The 22,869-nt window shown below is 64.5% G+C and carries 20 protein-coding genes; 11 read left to right on the forward strand and 9 right to left on the reverse strand.

The window, feature by feature from the left end; translation table 11 throughout:
- Window positions 1-20: 20 nt before the first annotated feature.
- Together QZ409_RS06805 and QZ409_RS06810 are read right to left on the reverse strand one after the other, a co-directional pair.
- The gene (locus QZ409_RS06805) at window positions 21-1,301 is read right to left on the reverse strand and encodes an efflux RND transporter periplasmic adaptor subunit (protein ID WP_296708368.1); all 1,281 of its coding nucleotides are present in this window, start codon (window positions 1,299-1,301) and stop codon (window positions 21-23) included.
- A gap of 234 nt (window positions 1,302-1,535) precedes the next feature.
- Window positions 1,536-3,044 carry an efflux transporter outer membrane subunit gene (locus tag QZ409_RS06810; RefSeq protein WP_296708371.1) on the reverse strand — a complete coding sequence of 503 codons (1,509 nt, stop codon included), beginning with the start codon at window positions 3,042-3,044 and terminating at the stop codon, window positions 1,536-1,538.
- Window positions 3,045-3,646: 602 nt separating this feature from the next.
- Here QZ409_RS06810 and QZ409_RS06815 point away from each other — a divergent pair.
- Window positions 3,647-4,522 carry a lysophospholipid acyltransferase family protein gene (locus tag QZ409_RS06815; RefSeq protein ID WP_296708373.1) on the forward strand — a complete coding sequence of 292 codons (876 nt, stop codon included), beginning with the start codon at window positions 3,647-3,649 and terminating at the stop codon, window positions 4,520-4,522.
- A 31-nt stretch (window positions 4,523-4,553) separates the two neighbouring features.
- Here the strand turns inward: QZ409_RS06815 and QZ409_RS06820 are convergent, their stop codons facing one another.
- Window positions 4,554-5,294, reverse strand: coding sequence for a glycosyltransferase family 25 protein (locus QZ409_RS06820; RefSeq protein WP_296708378.1), 741 nt, complete (start codon window positions 5,292-5,294; stop codon window positions 4,554-4,556).
- 123 nt (window positions 5,295-5,417) lie between these two features.
- Here QZ409_RS06820 and QZ409_RS06825 point away from each other — a divergent pair, with 123 nt between their 5' ends.
- Window positions 5,418-6,209 carry a glycosyltransferase family 2 protein gene (locus tag QZ409_RS06825; protein ID WP_296708381.1) on the forward strand — a complete coding sequence of 264 codons (792 nt, stop codon included), beginning with the start codon at window positions 5,418-5,420 and terminating at the stop codon, window positions 6,207-6,209.
- Here QZ409_RS06825 and QZ409_RS06830 read toward each other — a convergent pair.
- The gene (locus QZ409_RS06830) at window positions 6,206-7,159 is read right to left on the reverse strand and encodes a D-2-hydroxyacid dehydrogenase (RefSeq protein ID WP_296708385.1); all 954 of its coding nucleotides are present in this window, start codon (window positions 7,157-7,159) and stop codon (window positions 6,206-6,208) included. The genes QZ409_RS06825 and QZ409_RS06830 overlap by 4 nt on opposite strands.
- Window positions 7,160-7,285: 126 nt before the next feature.
- Here QZ409_RS06830 and QZ409_RS06835 point away from each other — a divergent pair, with 126 nt between their 5' ends.
- The 8 genes from QZ409_RS06835 (at window position 7,286) to hflX (ending at window position 15,985) form a co-directional block, all read left to right on the forward strand.
- Window positions 7,286-8,500, forward strand: coding sequence for an FAD-dependent oxidoreductase (locus tag QZ409_RS06835; protein WP_296708388.1), 1,215 nt, complete (start codon window positions 7,286-7,288; stop codon window positions 8,498-8,500).
- Between the two features lie 175 nt (window positions 8,501-8,675).
- Window positions 8,676-10,859, forward strand: coding sequence for a PAS domain-containing sensor histidine kinase (locus QZ409_RS06840; protein WP_296708391.1), 2,184 nt, complete (start codon window positions 8,676-8,678; stop codon window positions 10,857-10,859).
- A gap of 13 nt (window positions 10,860-10,872) precedes the next feature.
- Entirely contained in the window at window positions 10,873-12,240 is a 1,368-nt protein-coding gene (locus tag QZ409_RS06845; protein WP_296708393.1) for a sigma-54 dependent transcriptional regulator, read from the forward strand.
- Window positions 12,241-12,247: 7 nt separating this feature from the next.
- Window positions 12,248-12,766 (forward strand): chromate transporter, encoded by a 519-nt coding sequence (locus QZ409_RS06850; RefSeq protein ID WP_296708395.1) that lies wholly within the window; start codon window positions 12,248-12,250, stop codon window positions 12,764-12,766.
- Window positions 12,763-13,308 (forward strand): chromate transporter, encoded by a 546-nt coding sequence (locus QZ409_RS06855; RefSeq protein ID WP_296708397.1) that lies wholly within the window; start codon window positions 12,763-12,765, stop codon window positions 13,306-13,308. The genes QZ409_RS06850 and QZ409_RS06855 overlap by 4 nt, the downstream gene beginning before the upstream one ends.
- The gene (locus QZ409_RS06860; protein ID WP_296708402.1) at window positions 13,305-14,165 is read left to right on the forward strand and encodes a D-amino-acid transaminase; all 861 of its coding nucleotides are present in this window, start codon (window positions 13,305-13,307) and stop codon (window positions 14,163-14,165) included. Before QZ409_RS06855 ends, QZ409_RS06860 begins: the two co-directional genes overlap by 4 nt.
- Before the next feature lie 177 nt (window positions 14,166-14,342).
- Complete coding sequence (gene hfq / locus QZ409_RS06865; RefSeq protein WP_296708407.1) at window positions 14,343-14,594, forward strand: RNA chaperone Hfq; 252 nt, start codon at window positions 14,343-14,345, stop codon at window positions 14,592-14,594.
- 56 nt (window positions 14,595-14,650) lie between these two features.
- On the forward strand, window positions 14,651-15,985 hold the full coding sequence (gene hflX, locus QZ409_RS06870; RefSeq protein WP_296708410.1) for a GTPase HflX: 1,335 nt from the start codon (window positions 14,651-14,653) through the stop codon (window positions 15,983-15,985).
- A gap of 2 nt (window positions 15,986-15,987) precedes the next feature.
- Here hflX and QZ409_RS06875 read toward each other — a convergent pair whose 3' ends face one another.
- Genes QZ409_RS06875 through QZ409_RS06885 form a run of 3 tightly spaced genes read right to left on the reverse strand, consistent with a single transcriptional unit; the run spans window position 15,988 to window position 19,376 of the window.
- Entirely contained in the window at window positions 15,988-16,638 is a 651-nt protein-coding gene (locus QZ409_RS06875) for a phosphatase PAP2 family protein (RefSeq protein ID WP_296708413.1), read from the reverse strand.
- 54 nt (window positions 16,639-16,692) lie between these two features.
- Entirely contained in the window at window positions 16,693-18,582 is a 1,890-nt protein-coding gene (locus QZ409_RS06880; RefSeq protein ID WP_296708416.1) for an ABC-F family ATP-binding cassette domain-containing protein, read from the reverse strand.
- A gap of 26 nt (window positions 18,583-18,608) precedes the next feature.
- Window positions 18,609-19,376: a DsbA family protein gene (locus QZ409_RS06885; protein ID WP_296708420.1), complete on the reverse strand. Its 768-nt coding sequence runs from the start codon at window positions 19,374-19,376 to the stop codon at window positions 18,609-18,611.
- Between the two features lie 104 nt (window positions 19,377-19,480).
- On the opposite strand from QZ409_RS06885, the gene QZ409_RS06890 reads away from it, so the two are divergent.
- Complete coding sequence (locus QZ409_RS06890; RefSeq protein WP_296708423.1) at window positions 19,481-20,668, forward strand: aminotransferase class I/II-fold pyridoxal phosphate-dependent enzyme; 1,188 nt, start codon at window positions 19,481-19,483, stop codon at window positions 20,666-20,668.
- Window positions 20,669-20,689: 21 nt separating this feature from the next.
- On the opposite strand, the gene QZ409_RS06895 is transcribed toward QZ409_RS06890, so the two are convergent.
- On the reverse strand, window positions 20,690-21,487 hold the full coding sequence (locus QZ409_RS06895; RefSeq protein WP_296708426.1) for a DUF72 domain-containing protein: 798 nt from the start codon (window positions 21,485-21,487) through the stop codon (window positions 20,690-20,692).
- 13 nt (window positions 21,488-21,500) lie between these two features.
- A complete protein-coding gene (gene tyrS / locus QZ409_RS06900) occupies window positions 21,501-22,760 on the reverse strand; it encodes a tyrosine--tRNA ligase (RefSeq protein WP_296708428.1) in 1,260 nt (419 codons plus the stop codon).
- Between the last annotated feature and the right edge of the window lie 109 nt (window positions 22,761-22,869).

The raw sequence follows: 22,869 nt of genomic DNA on the forward strand, positions 1-22,869 counted from the left end.
GCCGCGAAGGCCCCTTCGGCTCAGGGACGCTTGCCATCGGCGTCCTTTCCCCCGCCCGCGACGACGCGGACTTCGGCGCCCTCGCGCAGGCGGTCGGCGCCGTCCACCACGACCTGGTCGCCTGCGGCGAGGCCCGAAAGGATCTGGACCTGATCGCCGTCGGTCTGGCCAAGCTTCAGCACGCGCACGGCGGCCTTTCCGTCGACGACGACATAGGCGTAATCGCCCGGCGCGCCATGCTGCACGGCGGCGAGCGGCGCGGCAAGGGCGTCCTTCAGCACGGACACCATCAAGTGGATATTGACGAATTGATTGGGGAAGAGCGTTTCGTCCTCATTGCTGAAATTGGCGCGCAATTTCACCATGCCCGTGGTGGTGTCGACCTGGTTGTCGAGCACGCTGACCGCGCCGGTCGCGAGCTTTTTGACATTGGCGCGGTCATAGGCGACGGCCTCGAGCTTCGCGCCCTCGCGAATTTTCGGCAGAATCTTCGCCAGCGCGTCTTCCGGCACGGAGAACAGCACCGAGATCGGCTGCATCTGGGTGATCACCGCAATGCCGCTGCTGGAGCCCGCCTGGACGTAATTGCCCGGGTCAACCAACCGCAGTCCGATACGTCCCTCGATCGGGGAAGTGATGCGCGCGTAAGTTATGTTGAGGCTCTGGGCGTCGATCTGCGCCTGATCGGAGCGCACCGTTCCCTCATATTGCTGCACGACATATTTCTGGTTCTGCGCCGTCTGGGCCGCGATCGAATTCTGCTTCAGCAGGGTCTGGTAGCGGGTGTCGTCCGCCTTGGCCTGGGCGAGCAGGCCCTGGTCATGCGCGAGCTGGCCCTCATATTGCGCTTTGAGCGCCTCGTAAGGGCGGGGGTCGATCTGGGCGAGGAAGTCGCCCTTCTTGACATTCTGGCCTTCCTTGAAGCCGACCTCTTGCAGATAGCCCGAAATCTGACTCACCACAGTCACCGTCGCCAGCGGCGTCACGGTGCCGAGCGCGTTAATGGTCACATGGAGGTCGGCGGGCGCGACCGTGGCTATGCCGACCGGGGCCGTAGTCTCGCGTTCGCCGCGTTGGCCGCCCTTCGCGGTCGTGCCCGCCGCCTGGTCTGCCGTCGTCGTCGCATGATCCGGTTGCCGATAATGTCTCCAGCCCCAGAAGGCCAGCGCGGCGGCGAGGATCAGGACAAGCCAGCGCCCCCAGGGCCGTGGCGCGCGGGGACCGCCTGCGGCCTTCTCGCGGGACGGGGTTCCCGTCGACCCGGCGCCGCCATCGCCTGCCTGACGCTGTATGATGGTCATTTCACTCTCTTCCATCAGTCGATACTTTCCGGATCCAGCGGTTCGGGCCTCGCGGATCGGGGCCTTGGCCGGCCAGAGACTTTTCGATCCGAAACAACCGGATCGAGGCTCCAGTTTTTCAGTTGGACGCGTCATTGCTCGGCGGAGCTTCCGCTCATCACGCGAGCCGGCGTCCACTTCGCTTGCAAACGGTCCATGCGCCTCCCGTCGATTTAGGCGACGGAAGGGCGGATTTTAAGGCGTCGGCGGAATTGGCGCAGAGCGCGCCACCGCCTCGATCAAGGGCGGCGCCGTCTCGGCAGCCAGGCTCGCGGCGTCATAGCCGCCGCCCAACGCCTCGATCAGTGTGACATTGGCCACGAACATCGCCTGCCGCGTCCCCAGCACTGCTTCCTCGTCGGCAAGCAGGGTGGCTTCGGCGACGACGACGGTGGTGAAGGGGACCGTGCCCGCGCGATATTGGTTGAGATAGACCTTGACCGCCTCGGCAGCCTGGTCGCGCGCCTGCTCCTGCACCTTGAGCTGCTTGGCGTGAACGCGCAAAGCGACCAATTGGTCCTCGACCTGCTGGAAGGCGGACAGCACGGTCTGCCGGTAATTGGCGACGGACTGGCGATAGCTCGCCTTGGCGGAATCGACCTGCGCAAGGCGCTGGCCGCCATCGAACAGCGGATCGGCGGCGGAGGCTCCGATTGACCAGATCTGGTATGCAGCGAGGAAGGGGAAGGCGTTCGGTCCCGAAAAGCCCCCGGCGGCGGAGAGCGTGATGCTCGGGTAATAGGCTGCGACCGCGACGCCGATCAGGGCGTTCTGCTCCGCGACCTGCCGCTCGGCCGCGGCGATGTCGGGCCTGCGCTCCAGCAGGGACGAGGGCAGTCCGACCGGAATGGCGGGCGGCGACGGGCGCAGGGAGCCACGGCGAATGCCGAGGTCCGCCGGCGGGCGGCCGACGAGTACCGCGATGGCGTGTTCATATTGCTGTCGCTGAATCTCCGTCGCGATGGACTGCGCCTGTGTGTTCAGCACCTGCGTTTGCGCGGTGATGAGATCCGCCTTGGAGACCGTGCCGCTATTATACTGGTTCTGGGTGATCTTCTCGGTTTCTTGATAGACCTTGACCGTACGGTCGAACAGGTCCTTCAGGGAATCCTCATAGCGCAAATTGAAGAATGCGATGGCGAGCTGCGCCTGGGCGGAGAGCGTCGCATTGGAGAGCAGCGCGGAATCCGCTTGAGCGCCTGCGACATTGCTTTCGATCTGGCGGCGGATCTTGCCCCACACGTCGATGGTCCAGCTCACCGTCCCCTGCGGGTAAAAGACAGTCTTGGCGTATGCCCGGCTGACCGATGATGAAACGGCGGAGCCGGAACTTGTGCCGGCGCGGGCGCCGGCGCCGGAACGGGTGACCTCATAGGCGCCATCGACGGTCGGCAGCAGGCTCGCCTGCGCCTGGCGGATCAGGGCCTGCGACTGCTCATAGGCGGCGAGCGCGGCGGCGACATTCTGGTTGTTGACCTCCACCTGCGGCAGCAGGCGGTTCAGCTCCGGATCGCGATAGACGGACCACCAGGCGCCGCGATCGGCGCCGTCGCGCGGTCGCGCCTGGCGCCAGCCCTTCAGCTCCTTGAAATTGACAGGCGTGGCGACATCGGGCGGCGCATAGTCGGGGCCGACCGTACAAGAGGCCAGCAGTAGCGAAACGCCGCCAGCGGCGGCAAGCTTGCGAAAGGAAGATCGAGCCATCAGCGCCGCCCCGGCAGCGGCGCCGCGGCCTTCGCCGATAGCCGCCTGAAAACGCGCCGCCCGATCGCCCGCATGAGAACTCCATTCCTTTGCCCCGGCGCCCATTGGCCCTCGAAGCAATTCCCGACGCCGTTTGTAGGATTTGGCGTATGAACCATTCATTAATGATTCGCGCCGCATTGCGAAAGTCCCGCCAGCGTCGTGGCAGCCAATATTTGCGATCTGTGGCGAAATTGCGCAGGCGAAGCTGGAAGGCTCGCGGCTTGACGGCGGGTCAGGCCTTGGCTAGAGCGGCGCACGTCAAGGTTTAGACTCGATCCTTTTGGCGCCCCGTGGGTAAGTCAATGTTTTGGCGGCGGATCGCGCTTGCCGCCAATAGAGGCGCCGTCGCCAGACGCCCGACATTTGCACGCCCGCAAGCGATCGCTGGCGAAATTGCGGCTATCCCGCATGGCGCGGGGCGCTAGGGATCAAATCTGGATGCTGGCGCTCTATCCGGCTCGCGCATCGGACGCGGGCGATCCTCATGCTTCGGCGATGTGCGCGGGACTTGTCGCGCGGTTCCGGAGCCTTTGTCGTCAAATAGGCAAGGTTTTGACTCGATGGGACCCAAAGAGCCCAATTTTCGCTACTGGATCGAATATCTCGGCTTCCGGCTCATGGGCGTGATCTTCACGATCATGCCGGTCGAATGGGCTTCCAATATCGCGGGCACGCTGATGGCGAAGCTTGGCCCGCATTCCAAGAAGCGCCACCCTCGGCTTATGCGCAATTTGACCGCCGCCTTTCCCGAGATGTCTCAGGAAGAGCGCGACAAGCTGGCGCTGGCCGTCTGGTACAATATCGGCTGCGTCGTCGGCGAGTTTTTCCACATCGACGAGATCGTCCGTGACCGTGTGGAGGTCGCCAATCCGGAACTGCTGGAGGCGGTGGCGAAAAGCGGCAAGGGCGCCGTTCTATGCGGGGCGCACCAGGCCAATTGGGAAGGCGCGAGCGCGGTCGTCAACAAGTTTGGCCTCAGCCCGATGGCGGTCTACCGGCCGATGAGCAATCCCTTCGTGGACGCCGACATGCTTCGCCGGCGCGGCAAATATTACGCCGCCGGGCTCATGGCCAAGCACGCCATCGAAACGCCGGTCGCGCTGATCCGCCACGCCCGCGCCGGCGGCGTGGTCGGCGTTCTGGTCGACCAGCAGGCCTTCATGGGCCTGCCCACGCCGTTCTTCGGCCGTCCTGCGCAGACCACGCCCTTTCCCGCCATGCTCGCGCGCCAGTGCAATATTCCGCTGCTGCTCATCCACGGCTATCGCATGCCGGGCGTGCGCTTCAAGATGTTCATCACGCCAATCGACGTTCCGCGCACCGAAGACCGCAACGCCGACATCTATGAGGCGACGGCGGCGATGCAGGCGGAGCTGGAGAAATCCATCCGCCAGAATCCCGACCAGTGGATGTGGACGCACGACCGCTGGCGGTAATTGGGCTTTATGTTTTCAGGGCCTCTCGTTGTCACGGCCTTTTGGCGAAGGCGTGCCAGAGGCGCACCTGTGCGCGGTAAAAGGGCCGCCCAATCTCGCGGGCGAGCTTGTGGGCGAGCGGCTTGCTCCTGGCCTGAATGGTCGAGCCGCCCAGCGCGGCGGAGGCGTCGCGCACGCCCGAAGGAGTCAGGGCGAGCAGTTCGACCCCGGTGACCCATGACATTTGCAGAAATGTGTCGATGGGCCGGTCAAACGGCTCGGTGACGGCAAGCAGTTTGCGCGCGGCCTCGGCGGTCACGAATTGCGCGATGGCGCGCAGCGGAGGATTTTCGGGGCGGATCAAGGCGAGGCCTTCGCCTTGCGCCAGAATCTCGCCGCGAATGCGGGTCTTGTCCGACGGCGCGAGGGCGTAGGTCCAGAGTTTTCGCGTTTCGCGCGCGAGGGCGCAGGTCCGCGCGAAGGACGCCGCGTCGATTTCGGCGTCGTCCTCGAATATGAGGGCGTAATCCAGCCCCTCCGCCATGATCCGCCGCCACGCCGCGCGATGGCTCAGGAAGACGCCGATTTCCGCGCGGTTCAGGCCGAAGGGATAGCGCGGACGCTGCGCCTGGCGGACATAGGCGCGCTCCAATTCGTCCGGCGTCAGGCGGGCGCCATCGGTCGCGTCCAGGATCTCGCTTGGGCAGGGCAGAGCGGCGCGCAGCCGTTCGACCTGCGGGCGCCGCTGGGCCGACCGTTCGAGATGGATGATGAATGCCTTCAATTCGGACATGGTTTCGCGGCGGCAGGTCTCCTCGCGCTTTTAGCTGGCCGCGCGCCGCCTGTCAGCGGCGCCCTTTTGACAAAAGGCAGGAAAAGGTCTTTTTCGACGCAAATTCTTTCAGGACCGCCACTCGTGACGAAATTGCCGATTTCCGCCACCGTCATCTGCAAGAACGAGGAGGCCTGCATCACCGCCTGTCTCGCCAGCCTCGACTCCTGCGCCGAGATTGTCGTGGTCGATTCCGGCTCGACGGATTCCACGCTGGCGATCATCCGCGATTTCATCGCGCGGGGCTGGCCGATCCGGCTGATCGAGCGCGACTGGCCCGGCTACGCCAAGCAGAAGCAGTTCGCGCTGGAGCAGGCGAAGCAGGACTGGGTGCTGAGCATCGACGCCGACGAATGGCTGGACAATGATCTGCGCCGCGACCTGCCACGCCTGTTGCAGGCGGCGCCGGAGGTCGCGGGCTGGCGTTTGCAGCGCGCCCTCACCTTGTTCGGCCGCACGACGCCCGCGCCACGCTGGGCCAAGCCGGAGCGCATCCTGCGGCTCGCACGGCGCGAGAAAGTCCGGTTCGATGAAGATCTGCTGGTCCATGAAGGGCTGCTCGCCGAGGGTGAGAGCCTCGACGCCCGCAATGGCCTGTTGCGCCACGAGCGGGCTTTGCGGCTCGACGCGCAATTGGGCAAGGAGATCACCTATGCCCGGCTCAAGGCGCAGCAGCGCATCGAGAAGGGCAAGAAACCCAGTCTGCTCAAGCTCGTCGTCAACCCGCCGCTCTATTTCATCCGCGTCTATGTGCTGCGGCGGATGTTCCTGTGCGGAATTCCCGGCTTCATCCACGCCTGGACCGGCGCAATCTATTCGCTGATCTGCGAGGCGCTGCATTACCAGATGTGGTTCGAAAAGAACCGCAAGAGCTAATCCAGCCGGTTCATCCGTTCGCCCTTGACGAAAGCAGCCAGCACGGCGCTGAGCTGATCTGCAAGCGTCTGCTGGGATTCGAGGCTCGCCCAGGCGATGTGGGGCGTCACCAGCACATTGGGCCGGCGCGCCAGCCGCATGATGGCGCTGTCGGCGGGCGGCGGCTCGGGGCGCGTCGCGTCGATTCCCGCGCCGGTGACCAGTCCGGCGTCGAGCGCGCGCTCCAGCGCCTCCTCGTCCACCAGACCGCCGCGCGCCGTATTGATGAGCAAAGGCTTGCGCCGCAGGGCGGAAAACTCCGCCCAGCCGATCATGTTTTCCGTCTCCGCGTTCAGCGGGCAATGCAGAGAGAGAATATCGGACGTGGCCAGAACTTCATCGAATTCCAGCGTCCCGGGCCGCGCCTTCGCGCCCTTGCGGCCGGCAAAGACCGTCTCCATGCCAAAGGCGGCGGCCAGCGTCGCGACTTTCTGGCCGAGCGCGCCCGAGCCAAACAGACCGAGCCTCTTGCCGCGCAGATCGTGAATTTTGTGCGTGTGGAAGGCGAACTGGCCGCAGGCCTGCCACTGGCCCGCGCGCACATCCGCGACATAAGGCAGGATCTGGCGTTGCAGGGCGAGGATCAGCGCGAAAGTGTGTTCCGGGACGGAATCGACGGAATAGGCGCGGATGTTGGTCACGGCGATTCCCGCCGCTCGGGCGGCGCCGATGTCGACTTGATCATAACCGGTGGCGGCGACAGCGATCAGCCGCAGTTTGGGCAAGGCGGCGATTTGCGCCGCCCCAATCCGGACCTTGTTGGTAATGACGATCTCGGCCTCGGCCGCGCGCTCGACGACCTCGTCCGGCGCGGTGGCGGGATAATTGGTCCATTCATGCGGAAAATCGGGCCGGGGCGGGACGATGCCCTCGGCCAGAGTCGCCGCGTCGAGAAAAACGATCTTGTGCATGGAAACTCCACCAAAGGCGGCGAAGCCTAGCATCGCCATTCCGGCAATGGCAAAGCCGGTCGATTGCTTCGGCGCAAGGCTTCGTGCGAAATTTGCGCCGGACGCGATCACGAGGGCGGAAGGCCGATGAGCGAGAGAATGGTCATAATCGGCGCCGGACAGGCTGGCCTGCAGGTCGCCGAAAGCCTGCGCGCCGAGGGTTTTGCGGGCGAGGTCGTGCTGCTCGGCCATGAGAAGGTCCCGCCCTATCAGCGTCCGCCCCTGTCCAAGGCCTGGCTTGCCGGTGAAACGGCCGACGATCGCCTCATCTTTCGTGGCCCGGAATTCCTCGCCTCCAAGCGGATCGACCTGCGTCTTGGCGTCGATGTCGCGGCGATCGACATAGCAGAGCGGCGAGTCGCGCTGGTCGATGGTTCGGCGCTGTCGTGGAGCGGACTGGCGTTGGCGACCGGCGCTCGCGCGCGCCGCCCGGAGCTGCCGGGCGGCGAATTTGCGGGAGTCTGCGTGCTGCGCGATCTCGACGACGCGCGCGAGATTTCCCGCCGCCTCGATTCCGCGCAGAACGTGGTGGTGATCGGCGGCGGCTTCATTGGGCTGGAAGTCGCGGCCGCCGCCCGCAAGCGCGGCTGCGCCGTAACTTTGATCGAGGCGATGGACCGGCTGATGGCCCGCGCCGTGACGCCGAAAATTTCAGGCTTTTTCGCCAATCTGCATCGCGCTCATGGCGTTGATCTGCTGTTTGGCGAACAGGTCGCGACGATTGTCGGTCGGGACGGCGCGGTCGCGGGCGTCACGACCGCCTCGGGGCGGACCTTCGCCGCCGATCTTGTGGTGCTGGGCGTCGGCGCCATCCCCAATGACCAACTCGCGGCGGCGGCGGGCGTCCAAACGTCGCGCGGGATCGTCGTGGACGCCTGCGGCCGCACGTCACATGAAAAAATCGTCGCAGCGGGCGATTGCACGGTGTTGCGGCGCGCCGACGGCAGGATGCAGCGGTTCGAGAGCGTGCAATATGCGGTGGAAAGCGCCAAGGCCGCCGCAGCCGCGCTGATGGGCCGGGAAAAGCCCTTCGCCGCCGCGCCCTGGTTCTGGTCTGACCAATATGACGTCAAGCTCCAGATGGCGGGCCTGAGCGAGGGGTTTGACTGTTGCGTCGAAAGGCCTTCTGGCGCGAACGCCTTTTCCCTGTTCTATTATAGCGCAGGCGCGCTGATCGCCGTCGATTCGGTCAATCGCCCCGGCGAACACCTTCTAGCGCGCAAGCTGCTCGACGCCGGGCTTTCGCCCGACCCGGCCCTGGTCGCCGATCCAGCGTGCGACCTTCGGCTAGTGCTTCGCTGAAGCCCTCAAATCCTCGTAATTTTGTCGCAATTGCGCAACAGCGTTGCATTATTGCCACGCAGCTCGCCATCCTGTAGCTTCCCCTTCCGATTCCCAGCGCACCTCGCGGTCGATGACACAAGATAAGCAAAACCGGCCCGACTCCCGCAAATCGCGCCGCCGCGAGCGCAGTTTTTTGTCGCGCGTCGGCCCATTTGTGGTCGCGATCGCGATTCTCTGCGCTATTGGCAGCTTTCTGATCTTCGCCGGCCTGACCCCGCTCACGCCGACGGACCAGAACGTCCAGTATCTCTTCATCGTGGACGCCGCGATTGCCGCGCTGCTCGCGGCACTTGTGGCTTTCGAGGCGTTCGGGCTGGTCCGCGCATGGCGCTCCAGGACAGCCGCCGCCGGGCTGCATATCCGCATCGTGGCCCTGTTTGCGGTCATCGCCGCCGTGCCGGCGATCAGCATGGCCATCGTCGGCTCGGTCACGCTCGACAAATTGTTCAACCCGGCCTTCATGCGCGACGTGCGCGGCTTTATCGGCGGCGCGACCGAGGCGGCCAATCTGTTCCGCGAAAATCAGTGCCTCTGGCTATTGCAGGAATCGCAGCTCACGGCCTCGGATCTCGATCGCGGCAAGCCGATGTTCGATAGCGATCCCAAGCTGTTCAAGGAGTTTTTCACCTCGCGCGCGCATTTCCTCGGCTTTTCCGCCGCCGCCATGATCAAGCGCGATGGGGCGATCCTCGCGCAGGTCGAGACGGGTTCGATGATCCGTGATCCGGTCGTCAAGCCACAGGATGTCGATTTCGCGGATTCGCTGAAAAACGAGCCGCTCTGCCTCATTCTCAACGAGGGCAAGACCTTCGTGGCTTTGCGCCCGATGCCGTCCTTTGGGGATGTTTTCCTCTACACCAGTCGCCCGGTCGATCCCTTCACGCTGGAATTCCCCAAACAGGCGGCGGCCCTGAATCACCTGTTCGATACGTTCGAATTGCATCGCCACCAGTTCCAGATCACGCTGGCAGTCATGTTCGGCCTGCTCGCCGCGATCATGCTGCTCTCGGCGGTCTGGATCGGCCTTGCGTTCACCAATGGCCTCGTCGCGCCGATCCGCCGCCTCATCGCGGCGACCGATCAGGTGTCGGCGGGCAATTTCTATGTCCAGGTGCCTGTGCGGCAGGCCGAGGGCGACCTCGCCCATCTTGGCTCGACCTTCAACAAGATGACGTCCGAGCTGCGCCAGCAGCAGAACCGCCTGATGGCCGCCAACCAGGTGATGGACGAGCGCCGGGTCTTCACCGAAGCCGTGCTGTTCGGCGTGCCCGCCGCCGTGATCGGCGTCGGCGCGCGGGGCGACGTCACCGTGCTCAATCCTTCCGCGCGGCTACTGGTCAGCGCCGAGGGCGAAGAGGCGGCGGACAAGGCGATCGGCCGGCCTCTGGCCGAGGCGCTGCCGGAGCTGAGCGCCATGCTGCAGGAGGCGCGCGGCGGCTATTCGCGCATGTCGCAGCGGCAGATCGTGCTCAGCCGGGGCGGCCGCGAGCGCACCTATAACGTCCGCATCACGCCCGGGCCGCTTAATCGCGGCGAACGCACCTTCGTCGCCACGCTTGACGACATGACCGATCTCGTCACCGCGCAGCGCACGGCGGCCTGGGCCGACGTCGCGCGGCGCATCGCCCATGAGATCAAGAATCCGCTCACGCCGATCCAGCTTTCGGCGGAGCGTCTCAAGCGCAAATATGGCCGGGTCATCACCGCCGACAAGGACGTGTTCGACCAATGCACGGACACGATCATCCGCCAGGTCGACGACATCAAGCGGATGGTGGACGAGTTCTCGTCCTTCTCGCGCATGCCCAAGGCGCAGCTTGCGACGGACGATCTCACCGCCTGCGTCGAGCAGGTGCTGTTTCTGATGCGCGTCGGCCATCCCGGGATCGCAATTACCGGCTCCTGCCCGCCCGAGCCGGTTGTCGCACGCTTCGACCGCCGCCTTCTGGCGCAGGCTTTGACCAATATCGTGAAAAACGCGACCGAGGGCATAGCCGCGACGGATATGGAAGGGCGCGCGCCGAAGATCGACGTGAACCTGCGCCTCGAGGGCGGCGACGTCATCATCGACGTCGAGGACAATGGCAAAGGCTTTCCGCGCGAAAATCGCGCCCGTTTGCTGGAGCCTTACATGACGACGCGCTCCGAGGGCACGGGCCTGGGCCTGCCCATCGTGGCGAAAATTCTCGAAGATCATGGCGGCGGCATCGAACTTCTCGACGCCGCCTCCGGCCAGGGCGCGCTGGTGCGCCTGCATTTCCCGCTCGTCGCGCAGGTCGCGGCGGGCGAGGGCGCTGACCGCGCCGACAAAGCTTGAGCGAAGGTTGAACATGGCGCATGACATTCTCATCGTCGACGACGAAGCCGACATTCGCGAACTGGTCTCCGGCATTCTGGAGGACGAAGGTTTTGCGACCCGCACCGCCCGCAATTCCGACGAGGCGCTGGCCGCGATCGAGGCGCGGCGTCCGCACATGATCTTTCTCGACATCTGGATGCAGGGCTCGAAGCTCGACGGCCTTCAGCTCCTCGAATCCATCAAGCGCCACCACGAGAGCCTTCCCGTGGTGATGATTTCCGGCCACGGCACGATCGAGACGGCGGTCACGGCGATCCGACAGGGCGCCTATGACTTCATCGAAAAGCCATTCAAGGCGGATCGTCTGGTGCTGGTGGCGGAGCGGGCGCTCGAAACGTCGCGCCTGCGCCGCGAAGTCTCGGAGTTGAAGGCGCGCTCGGCCGGCTCCAACACGCTCGTCGGCCATTCGCAGGCGCTGCAGCAATTGAAGCAGCTGATCGAGCGCGTGGCGCCGGCCAATTCGCGCATTCTCATCACCGGGGCGCCAGGCGTTGGCAAGGAGCTGGCGGCGCGCGCCATTCACGAAGCCTCCGCCCGCGCCGGCGGCCCGTTCATCGTCATCAACGCCGCCGCCATCGCCGCCGAGACCATGGAAATGGAATTGTTCGGCGTCGAGGCGCGCGACGGGCGCCCGCGCAAGACCGGGGCGCTGGAGGAGGCCCATGGCGGCACGCTCTATATCGACGAAGTCGCCGACATGCCGCGCGATACGCAGGCCAAGATTCTCCGCGTGCTCGTGGACCAGAATTTCACCCGCGTCGAAGGCACCACCCGCGTTCATGTCGACGTGCGGGTAATCTCCTCCTCGGCGCGCGACCTGCCGCGCGCCATCGCCGAAGGAACTTTCCGCGAGGATCTGTTCCATCGCCTGTCGGTCGTGCCGGTGCGCGTGCCCTCGCTCGCCGAGCGGCGCGAGGACATTCCCGAACTGATCAGCTTTTTCATGGACCAGCTCGCGGCCAATTCCGGCCTGCCGCGCCGCAAGATCGGCGATGACGCCATGGCCGTGCTGCAATCGCATGACTGGCCGGGCAATATCCGGCAGCTGCGCAACAATATCGAGCGGCTGATGATCCTGACCGGCGGCGATCTCGAAGCCGAAATCACCGCCGAAATGCTGCCGCGCGAGATCGGCGCCCTGGTGCCTTCAACCCCGACCGGATCGGGCGGCGAAAAGCTGATGAGCCTGCCCCTGCGCGACGCGCGCGAAGTCTTCGAGCGCGAATATCTGGTGGCGCAGATCAACCGCTTCGGCGGCAACATCTCCCGCACGGCGGAGTTCATCGGCATGGAGCGCTCTGCCTTGCACCGCAAGCTGAAATCGCTGGCGATTGATTGAGCGCGGCGTGACGCGGCGCGAACTCTTCCTCGGCTTTTTCAAACTCGGCGCGCTGGCCTTTGGCGGCACAGGGCCGATTTCGCGGGCAATCATCGTCGAGGACCGGCGCTGGCTCGACGACGCCGAATTCGCCTCCTTGCTCGGCCTGTGCCAGGCGCTGCCGGGCGCCAATACCTGCAATCTTGCGGTCATGCTGGGCGACCGCTTTTGCGGCGCGACAGGGGCGGCCGTCGCGCTGGCTGGGCTGCTCGCGGCGCCTCTGGCTTTTCTCGTCGCGGTCGCCAGCCTGTTCACGACCTTCTCCACGCTGCCCGACGTGCGGGCGGCGCTTTACGGCGCGACCGCCGCCGCCGCGGGCCTCGCCATCGGCACGGCTTTGAAAATGACGGCCAAGATCCCGTTCGATCCGTGGGTTGTCCTGCTCGCCGCCGCCGCTTTCGTCGGCTCCGCACTGTTGCGCCTGCCTCTGCCGCTGATCCTCGCCGTTCTGGTCCCGACGAGCTTCGTCTTCGCGAGTAGGCGATGAAGGACGATCTTCTCCTCCAGATATTCCTGCGTTTCGCCGGAATTTCCCTGCTGGCGGTCGGCGGCGCCACAGCGGCGTTGCCCGAGGCGCAGCGCCAGATCGTCGGCGAATTACATTGGCTCACGGGCGCAGAATTTGCCGAGACCTTCGCCATAGCCCAGACCTCGCCCGGTCCGAATGTCATCGTCTTTAGCCTGTTCGGCTGGCGGCTGGCAGGCCTCGGTGGACTGTTGGCCGCGACGCTTGGCATTCTGGGGCCATCTTCACTGCTCGCCTTCGCCGCTGCGCGGACGATGCGGCGCGCGGGCGAGGCGGTCTGGCTGGCGCGACTGAAAAAGGCCCTCATCCCGCTCGCCATCGGTCTTATGGCCGCGAATGGCTATCTTTTGGCGCGCGGGGCGGATTCCGGCTTTGTCGCGACGCTCATTACTGTGGCGGCGGCGGCATTTGTCGCCTTGTCGCCACGCAGCCCGCTTTGGGCCATGTTAGCCGCTGCGATTCTGGCGGTCGTCGCCAGCAGATCAGGATTTCTTGCCTCATGAGCCGCATTGCTTACGTCAACGGCCGCTATGTCCGTCACGCCGAGGCGGGCGTTTCGATTGACGATCGCGCCTTTCTCTTCGCCGACGGAATTTATGAGGTGATCGAGGTCTTCGGCGGCAAATTGATCGACGAGGCGGGTCATCTGGCGCGGCTGGAGCGCTCGGCGCGGGAGTTGCGGATCAATCTTCCAGCGGGCGAAGGCGCGTTCAAGCTGATCCTGCGCGAGCTGGTCGCGCGCAATCGCGTGACCGATGGCCATGTCTATATGCAGGTGACGCGCGGGGCCGCACGGCGCGATCATGTCTTCCCGAAGGCCGGAACGCCCGCGACGCTGGTCGCCTTTGCCCATCGCGGCGACCGGGAGGCGGCGGAGGCCAAGGCGCGGGCGGGGATCAAGGTGATCTCGATGCCGGATATCCGCTGGAAGCGGCCGGACATCAAGACCACCAGCCTGCTGCCGAATGTCCTCGCCAAACAGGAGGCCCGGGACGCCGGGGCCTATGAAGCCTGGCTGCTCGATTCACAGGGCTATGTCACCGAAGGCGCGTCCAGCAACGCCTGGATCGTGGACGGGGAGGGGGCTCTCATGACCCATCCAGCCGATTCGGCGATTTTAAGCGGCATAACAAGGGCCCGGCTGCTGCAAATCGCGGCCGCGCAGGGTTTGCGCGTGATCGAGCGCGCCTTCACGCTGGAAGAGGCTTTCGCCGCGCGGGAAGCCTTCATCAGCGGCGCGACGACGCTGGTCATGCCCGTCATCGCCCTCGATGGACGGAAAATCGGCTCCGGCGCGCCGGGACCGGTCGCATTGGGCCTGCGTGCGGGTTTTCACGATTTTGCTCCCGCCAGCGCCTGAGCGGCTTGCGCATTTCCAAACAGGGCCGTTCAAAAGAACTTCTTGCTTAGTTCCTGCGCTTGAGACTCTAATAGGCGAAAGTGCGCCCAACGCGCCTGTTTTGGCTTGAGCTCAAGAACGGAGCCGCAACAGCGTCTTTGGGGCCGACGCAAGGAAAAAAACAGAATAGGAATAAACATGGCGGTCGAACGCACACCCAATCTTCAGGATACTTTTCTCAACTACGTGCGAAAGAACAAAGTCCCGCTCACGATTTTTCTCGTCAATGGCGTCAAGCTGCAGGGCGTCGTGAGCTGGTTTGACAACTTTTGTGTGCTTTTGCGTCGCGATGGCCACTCGCAATTGGTCTACAAGCACGCCATATCCACCATCATGCCCGGCCATCCGATCCAGATGTTCGATCCGACGGAAGAGGGCGCGGAAAAATAAACGGTGGTGAGACGAGCTTGAACGAAAGAACGGCGCCCCTCGAAGGCGCGTCCATATTGGGGCGGAAAACAAAGACCCGCGTCCTTGTGATCGGCCCCTATCTGACCGACCGCGCGGCGAACCATGCGACGGGTGAGACGTCGATGCGCTCGCGGGAGGCCAGGATGTCCGAGGCCGTCGGACTCGCCCTCGCCATCGACGTGGAGATCGTGGGGCAGGAGGTCGTCCCGCTCTCGCAGATCCGTCCGGCGACTTTTCTCGGCAAGGGCAAGGTCGAGGAATTGGCCGAGAAGGTCAAGGAACTCGAAGCCGAACTGGTGGCGGTCGATTGCGCCTTGTCGCCCGTGCAGCAGCGCAATCTCGAAAAGGCCTTTGGCGCCAAGGTCATCGACCGGACCGGACTGATCCTGGAAATCTTTGGCGAGCGCGCGCGCACCGCCGAGGGCGCGTTGCAGGTCGAGCTCGCCCATTTGACCTATCAGAAATCGCGGCTGGTGCGGTCCTGGACCCATCTTGAGCGTCAGCGCGGCGGCTTTGGCTTCCTCGGCGGCCCCGGCGAAACCCAGATCGAAACTGACCGCCGCCTGATTCAGGAGCGGATGACCCGGATCGAGCGTGATCTCGAAACCGTCAAGAAGACGCGCGGCCTGCATCGCAAGAGCCGGCGCGACGTGCCTTTCCCCATCGTGGCGCTGGTCGGCTACACCAATGCCGGCAAATCGACCCTGTTCAACCGGCTGACGAATGCGGAAGTCTTCGCCAAGGATTTGCTGTTCGCCACGCTGGATCCGACGCTGCGCGGCATGAAATTGCCGCATGGCGGCAGGGTCATTCTCTCGGACACGGTGGGTTTCATCTCCGACCTGCCGCACATGCTGGTCTCCGCCTTCCGCGCCACTCTGGAAGAGGTGCAGGAAGCCGATATCATCCTGCATGTGCGCGACATCGCCCATGAGGACGCCGAGGCGCAAAGCGCGGACGTCGAGAAGATACTCGCTGAGCTGGAGATCGACGTTCACGACCACGACCGTTTGATCGAAGTCTGGAACAAGATCGACCTGTTGCCGCCTGAAGAGCGCGAGCGGGTGAAGAATACGGCAGGTTTGCGCCCGGAAGACGAGAGGCCCTGCGCGGTTTCATCGACGACCGGCGAGGGGCTGAACGATCTGCTCGAAGCCATAGAGACGCGGCTTGCGCGCGGGCGCCCGGTGCTGAGCCTGCGGCTTGAGGCGGGCGACGGCGAAGGCCAGGCCTGGCTTTATTCCCACACTGAAGTTCTGTCGCGCGAGAGCGACGATGAAGGCCACGCCTTTTTCGCCGTCCGCGTCGCGCCCGAACAGCAGGACCGGGTGTTGCGGCGCTTTCCCGGGACGGCCGCCAGCGCGCAATAGGCTCAGGCCGAGGCGGTCGCGGTCCTCGGCAATTCCAGCTTCGCCACGAATAGGCCGATCAGCCAGCCCAGCAATCCGCCGGCGAGCACGTCGCTGAGCCAATGATAATCAGCGCCGAGCAGGCCGATGGCCATGGCGAGGACAGCGACGATGGTTGCAGGCCGCAGGCGCGGCGCCAGCACCCATAGGCAGCCGGCGACGGCGCAGACCAGGGCTTCGTGTCCCGAAGGGAAGGACGACCACCCCGCGCCGCCGTGGAACGGCGAGAAACCATAAGCGCCGTCGCGGATGAAGGACGGATTGCCGCCGGTCCAGGTTTCGGGCCACGTCCGGCCAAAGGCCAGCTTCGCCAACTCCTTGGCGCCCATGGCCAGAAACAGGGCCAGCGTGGTCCGCAGAGCGATCAGGCCGCTCGCGCCGAAAGTGCGGCCACGCGCGACCATCCAGCCCGCCCAGACGAGCGACGCGACTGCGGCGGCCTCCATCCAGTCGAGCAAATGGGTGATGGCGATGAAGGGACCGCGCGATTCATGGAAATGGCCGAAGGCGAACAAGGCCAGCGGGCGGTCCAGAAAGAGATAGGCCGGGACGATCGCGCCGAGCAAGACGACGGCGAGGACCGCGCCGGTCGGAAAGGGCCTTTGGGGCGGCATGGTCGGCTCCAATGGAAATAGCCCTGCTTAAGACGGGCAGGCGACGTTTTGACGTCAACCGCCCGTCAGGGCCTCCAGCTCGGAGGAAAGCTCCAGCCATTCCTCTTCCGCCGCATTGAGCGCCCGCTCCAGTTCCGCGCGCTGCTGCGACAGCCGGGTCGCCTCGGCGGGGCTGCGCTCGAAGGCGCGCGGATCGGCCAGCATGAGATCGACGCGGGCGATGAGGTCGCCGAACCGGGTTATCTTCTCCTCGGCCGCCTTGACCTTGCGGGCGAGGGGGGCGGCGTCCTTGCGCGCCTTGGCGGCGTCGCGCCGGGCGTCGGGCGCGGCGGCCAAGTTGGCGTCGCGCTTCTTTTCGGCGCCGTCTTTCTGGCTTTTCCGCGCGGAATCGAGCACGAATTTGCGGTAATCCGCCATGTCGCCGTCAAAACTCTGCACGCGACCATCCGCGACGAGCCACAGTCGGTCGGCGCAGGCTTCGAGCAGATATTGATCATGCGAGACGAGGATCACCGCGCCCTCGTAATCATTGATCGCCTCGATCAGGGCGGCGCGGCTGTCGATGTCGAGATGGTTGGTCGGCTCGTCGAGAATGAGCAGATGCGGGCCGGAGAAGGTGGCGAGGCCCATCAGCAGGCGCGCCTTCTCGCCGCCGGAAAGATTGGCGACCTTGGTGTCGGCCTTCACATTGGGGAAGCCGATCTGGGCCGCGCGGGCGCGGATTTTCGCCTCGGGCGCATCGGTCATCAGCCGCTGCACGGCGAGATAAGGCGTGTCGTCGAGATTGAGATCATCAACCTGATGCTGGGCGAAGAAACCGGCTTCGAGCTTCGAGGACTTGCGAAGCTGGCCCGCCAGCGGCTCCAGCCGGCCGCCGAGCAATTTGGCGAAAGTGGATTTGCCATTGCCGTTCGAGCCGAGCAACCCGATGCGGTCGTCATTTGAGAGAGTCAGGCTGAGTTTCGACAGGACGACCCGCTCGCCATAGCCGGCGGAGGCATTCTCCATGGCGATAATCGGCGGCGAGAGCGGCTTTTCCGGGGAGGGGAAGACGAAGGGCAGGACTTCGTCATCCACCACCGCCGCGACGCTCTCCATCTTCTCCAGCATTTTCAGTCGCGACTGGGCCTGGCGGGCCTTGGTCGCCTTGGCGCGGAAGCGATCGACGAAATCCTGTAGATGGGCGCGCTTTTCTTCCTGTTTTTTGAGGAATTTCGCCTGCAACATCCGCGCCTCGGCGCGCTGGCGGGCGAAGGAATCGTAATTGCCCCGATAGAGCTGCAACTTGCCGCGATCGAGGTGGACAATATGGTCGCAAACGTCGTTGAGCATGTCGCGGTCATGGCTGATGACCACAATGGTCGCGGGATATTTCGCGAGATAGTCGATCAGCCAGAGCGAGCCTTCGAGATCGAGATAGTTCGTCGGTTCGTCGAGCAGCAGCAGGTCGGGTTTGGAAAACAGCACTGCGGCGAGCGCGACGCGCATGCGCCAGCCGCCGGAAAACTCTCTTAACGCGCGATTTTGCGCTTCTTCGTCGAAGCCGAGGCCGGAGAGGATTTCGGCGGCGCGGGCGGGCGCGGCATGTGCCTCGATATCGGCGAGGCGGACGTGGATTTCTGCGATTCGATGCGGGTCGTGGGCGGTTTCAGCTTCTTCCAGCAAGGCCGCGCGCTCGACATCCGCCGCGAGCACGAAATCGATCAGCTTGCCGTCGCCGCCCGGCGCCTCCTGCTCGACGCGGCCGATGCGCGCGCCGCGCGGCAGGTAGATCGAGCCGCCTTCGGCGGAGATCTCGCCGCAGATCAGCCGGAAGAGGGTGGTTTTGCCGGCGCCGTTGCGGCCGACAAAGCCGACCTTGGCGCGCTCCGGCAGCGCCGCGCTGGCGGACTCGAACAGCAGGCGCGGCCCGAGCCGATAGGTGAGGTCGGTGACAGTGAGCATGCCGCCTTATAGCGCGACCCGTCGCCTCAGCAAGCGGTCTTGCCGCATTTAGCCATTGAATCGACGCGCTTCTTGAGCTGCTCGACGCCGACGGCGCCGACCACCGCCTCGTCGCCCACCACATAGGATGGGGTGCCGGTGAGGTTGAGGGCGTCGGCGACCTTCATCGTCTCTTCGATTCCGGCGTGGATCGAGGGGTCTTTCAGCTCTTTCTGAATCCTGTCCATGTCGAGGCCCATGTCCTTGGCGACGCCGAGCGCCTGCTCGCGCCCGACATGGCCGCGGCTGCCCAGCAGCTTCTGATGGTATTCGAAGAATTTCTCGCTGGAGGTCTGCTTGCGCACGGCGGACGCGACCTGCGCCGCCTCGACCGAATCCGGGCCGAGTACGGGGAAATCCTTGAGTACGACGCGCAGGTCGGGCTCGGACTTCATCAGGGTCACGAGATCGCCGAGCGCTCTTTTGCAATAGCCGCAATTATAGTCGAAAAACTCGACCAGCGTGATCTTGCCCTTCGGATTTCCGGTCACCGCATCGAAGGACGAATTGAACAAGGCGTCCTTGTTTTTCGTGATGGCGCGGCTGTGCAGCTCGGCTTCCTCCACCTGCTGCTTTTTCTCCAGCGCGACCGCGGCCTCGCGCAGCACTTCGGGATGATCGACGAGGTAAGAGTGGATGATCGACTCAATCTCGGTCTTCTGCGCCGTGCTGAACTCGGCGGCCGAAGCGGGCAAAGCGAAGGCGGTCAGGCTCAGGCAGGCGGCTAAAATGGCCTTGCGGCTCTGGACGAACATGGACAACTCCGACGGAAAAATCTAACCCTGCTTAGCACTAAATCGGCCTTAGCACTAAATTGGTCTTGGGGTCGAATTGCGGCGCAGTTTTGCAAGAAAAGTTGATGACAGACACCGCCCAGCCCCAGACTGACGCCCTGAACCCCGCCCAGCGCGCGGCCATCGCCCCTTTCATCGCCATGGATGTGAAGCGCGAGGCGGGCCTGCTGGAGCAGGCTGGCGCGCAAATCGTTCATATGGAAGTCGGCGAGCCCAGTGCGCCGCCACCGCGCCGGGTGCGCGAGGCGGCGATCGCCGCGCTTGGCGGCCAGCCGGTCGGCTATACCGACGCCCTGGGCCTCGCTTCGCTGCGCGCGCGCATCGCACGTCATTATCGCGAGGCCTATGGCGTCGCGCTCGATCCACAGCGTGTCGCGGTCACGACCGGCTCCTCCGGCGGCTTTATCATGGCCTTTCTGGCCTTGTTCGACGCGGGCGCCCGCGTCGCGATCCAGAACCCGGGCTATCCGGCCTATCGCAATATCTTTGGCGCGCTGGGCATCGAGGCCGTTGATTTGCCGGTCGACGCCTCCAATGGCTTCGCCGTCACGGCGGCGGCGGTGGAACAAGCCGATGCGGCGCAAAAGCTCGACGGACTTCTGCTGATGAGCCCCGCCAATCCGACTGGCGTGTTGCAAAGCGCCGAGTCCCTGCGGGAAATCGCCGAAACCTGCGCGCGGCGGGGAATCAAGTTCATCTCCGACGAAATTTACCACGGACTGACCTATGACCAGCCGGCGCAGACGGCGTTGGCCTTCTCCGACCGCGCCGTGATCGTCAATTCCTTCTCCAAATATTATTGCATGACCGGTTGGCGCGTCGGCTGGCTGGTCGTGCCGCATGAACTGGTGCGGACTGTCGAGCGTCTGCAACAATCGCTGGCGATCTCGGCGCCAACGCTCTCACAGATCGCCGCCGAAGCCGCCTTCGACGCCACCGACGAACTGGAAATTGTGAAGGCGGGCTATCGGCGCAATCGCGAGATTCTGCTGAATGGCCTGCCAAGCCTCGGCTTCGACCGGCTCGCCCCCGCCGACGGCGCTTTTTATATCTATGCGGACATGAGCCGGTTCACCGCGGACTCTACCGCCTTCTGCCATGATCTGCTGCATCGCGCCGGCATTGCGGCGACGCCGGGCGTGGATTTCGACCGCACGCGCGGCCATCTCGCCCTGCGCCTGTCCTATGCCGGGGCCGAGGCCGATATGGTTCTGGCATTGGAGCGAATGAAGGGCTTTCTGACGTCACGCTGACTGGGGCAGGGGCGCGCAAAGTCACCGCGTCCGTTCGATCAGCGCCATGGCGGCGAGGGGATTGCGCGCCTTGTGCCCGCTGATCACATATAGAAAGACGTCTCGGGATTTGGCGGGCGGCGCAGGGCCGACGTAGTCCAGGCCCTCGGGAGCGCCTCCCGCCGACCATATCTTCGCCCGCTCGGCCCAAATATCGAGATCGGCGTCCGAATAGCCGAGTTCCTCGCTCTCGCTCGATCCCATGATCCGGGCGTAGATGAAGGAGGCGGTCGGATCGGCGATCTGCGGATAGGCGCTATCGCCCGCCACCACGATGGCGACTCCGAACTTTTGCGCCAACGCCACGAAGTCGGGCGTCCGGAAGCTGTCATGGCGCGGCTCGACAACATGGCGCAGCGCGACGCCGTCGATGGATTGCGGCAATAGCCCGAGGAAAGCCTCGAAATCGACCGGATCGAATGTCTTGGTCGGCATGAATTGCCAGTTGATCGGGCCGAGCTTTCGACCGAGCTCCATAACGCCGCTCGCGAAGAAGCGCTCAATGCTCGCGCCTGCCTCGGCCAGCACCCGGCGATTCGTCGCGAAGCGGGGCGCCTTGAGCGAGAACACGAAATCATCCGGCGTCTCGTCGCGCCATTTCGCGAAGGTGTCCGGCTTTTGCGCGCGATAATAGGTCGCGTTGATCTCGATCGAGGTCAGGCGGCGGCTGGCATAGTCCAGCTCGCGCTTCTGGGGAAGCATGTCGGGATAGAATGTCCCGCGCCAGGGCTCATAGCTCCAGCCGCCGATTCCGATCCTGATCTTGCCCGCTGCGCTCATTGCGTCCTGTCTATCACTCCACCTTCAGCAGCACGTGCTTCTTCTTGCCGACAGACAGCTTGGCGACGCCTTCCTGCTCGAAATCGGCCTGGCCGAGCACATAGCGCTCGTCTGTGATCGTGACGTCGTTCAGCTTCAGTCCGCCGCCCTTAATCTGCCGCCGCGCCTCGCCGGTCGAGGGCGTCAGGCCGGCCTTGACGAAGGCGGCGAGCACGCCGAGGCCGGAGGCGACTTCGCCCGCCGCCACGGTCACGCTTGGGAGGCTCTGCGCCAGCACGCCTTCCTCAAACGTCTTGCGTGCTGTTTCTGCGGCGGCTTCGGCCGCCTCGCGCCCATGCAGCAAGGCGGTCGCCTCATTGGCCAGAACTTTCTTGGCCTCATTGATCTCGGCGCCTTGCAGCGCGGCGAGCTTTGCGACCTCGTCGAGCGGCAGGGTGGTGAACAGCTTCAGAAAGCGCGCCACATCGGCGTCCTCGGCGTTGCGCCAATATTGCCAATAGTCATAGACGGGCAGCATGTCGGCATTAAGCCAGACGGCGCCCGCGGCGGTCTTGCCCATCTTGGCGCCCGAGGCGGTGGTCAGCAGCGGCGAGGTGAGGGCGTAAAGCTGCGGCGTTCCCATGCGGCGGCCAAGGTCGAGGCCGGTGACGATATTGCCCCATTGGTCTGAGCCGCCCATTTGCAACAAGCAGCCGTGCCTGCGATTTAATTCCACAAAATCAAAGGCTTGCAGGCACATATAGTTAAATTCAATGAAGGACAGCTCGTGCTCGCGCTCAAGCCGCAGCTTGACCGAATCCATCGCCATCATGCGATTGACCGAGAAATGCTTGCCGACGTCGCGCAGGAAGTCGATGTAATTGAGCTTGCAGAGCCATTCCTCATTATCGGTCAGCAGGGCGTCGGTCTTGCCCGGCCCAAACGCGAGGAATTTCTCGAAAACCTTCTTGATCGAATCCTTGTTGGCTTCGATCTGGTCGACGGTCAGCATCTTCCGGCTCTCGTCCTTGCCGGAGGGGTCGCCGACCCGAGTCGTGCCGCCGCCCATCAATGTGATCGGCTTGCCGCCGGTCTTTTGCAGCCAGTGCAGCATCATGATCGGCAGCAGCGAGCCGACATGGAGCGAGGCCGCGGTGCAGTCGAAGCCGATATAGGCGATCAACTCGCCCGCGAGGGCCTTCTGGTCCAGCCCCTCGACGTCCGAGCACTGGTGAACGAAGCCGCGCGCATAGAGCGTGTTCAGAAAATCGGATTTCGGCGTGTAGCTAGTCATTTTACCCTCGCTGGCGGCGAGATTTAGTTTTTTGCGGGGCAGGGCGCAAGGCGCCGCGATGGCCTTGCATAAAATGAAAAGCAGACAATCCTGGATTTCAGGATCTGCT

The organism is Rhodoblastus sp. (assembly GCF_019449565.1).
GTDB lineage: Bacteria > Pseudomonadota > Alphaproteobacteria > Rhizobiales > Beijerinckiaceae > Rhodoblastus.

Excerpts from the sequence above, each read along its gene's own strand:
- QZ409_RS06805 (WP_296708368.1), bottom strand. The coding sequence starts at position 1,301 with ATGACCATCATACAGCGTCAGGCAGGCGATGGCGGCGCCGGGTCGACG.
- QZ409_RS06810 (WP_296708371.1), bottom strand. The coding sequence starts at position 3,044 with ATGGCTCGATCTTCCTTTCGCAAGCTTGCCGCCGCTGGCGGCGTTTCG.
- QZ409_RS06815 (WP_296708373.1), top strand. The coding sequence starts at position 3,647 with ATGGGACCCAAAGAGCCCAATTTTCGCTACTGGATCGAATATCTCGGC.
- QZ409_RS06820 (WP_296708378.1), bottom strand. The coding sequence starts at position 5,294 with ATGTCCGAATTGAAGGCATTCATCATCCATCTCGAACGGTCGGCCCAG.
- QZ409_RS06830 (WP_296708385.1), bottom strand. The coding sequence starts at position 7,159 with ATGCACAAGATCGTTTTTCTCGACGCGGCGACTCTGGCCGAGGGCATC.
- QZ409_RS06835 (WP_296708388.1), top strand. The coding sequence starts at position 7,286 with ATGAGCGAGAGAATGGTCATAATCGGCGCCGGACAGGCTGGCCTGCAG.
- QZ409_RS06845 (WP_296708393.1), top strand. The coding sequence starts at position 10,873 with ATGGCGCATGACATTCTCATCGTCGACGACGAAGCCGACATTCGCGAA.
- QZ409_RS06855 (WP_296708397.1), top strand. The coding sequence starts at position 12,763 with ATGAAGGACGATCTTCTCCTCCAGATATTCCTGCGTTTCGCCGGAATT.
- QZ409_RS06860 (WP_296708402.1), top strand. The coding sequence starts at position 13,305 with ATGAGCCGCATTGCTTACGTCAACGGCCGCTATGTCCGTCACGCCGAG.
- hfq (WP_296708407.1), top strand. The coding sequence starts at position 14,343 with ATGGCGGTCGAACGCACACCCAATCTTCAGGATACTTTTCTCAACTAC.
- QZ409_RS06875 (WP_296708413.1), bottom strand. The coding sequence starts at position 16,638 with ATGCCGCCCCAAAGGCCCTTTCCGACCGGCGCGGTCCTCGCCGTCGTC.
- QZ409_RS06880 (WP_296708416.1), bottom strand. The coding sequence starts at position 18,582 with ATGCTCACTGTCACCGACCTCACCTATCGGCTCGGGCCGCGCCTGCTG.
- QZ409_RS06885 (WP_296708420.1), bottom strand. The coding sequence starts at position 19,376 with ATGTTCGTCCAGAGCCGCAAGGCCATTTTAGCCGCCTGCCTGAGCCTG.
- QZ409_RS06890 (WP_296708423.1), top strand. The coding sequence starts at position 19,481 with ATGACAGACACCGCCCAGCCCCAGACTGACGCCCTGAACCCCGCCCAG.
- QZ409_RS06895 (WP_296708426.1), bottom strand. The coding sequence starts at position 21,487 with ATGAGCGCAGCGGGCAAGATCAGGATCGGAATCGGCGGCTGGAGCTAT.
- tyrS (WP_296708428.1), bottom strand. The coding sequence starts at position 22,760 with ATGACTAGCTACACGCCGAAATCCGATTTTCTGAACACGCTCTATGCG.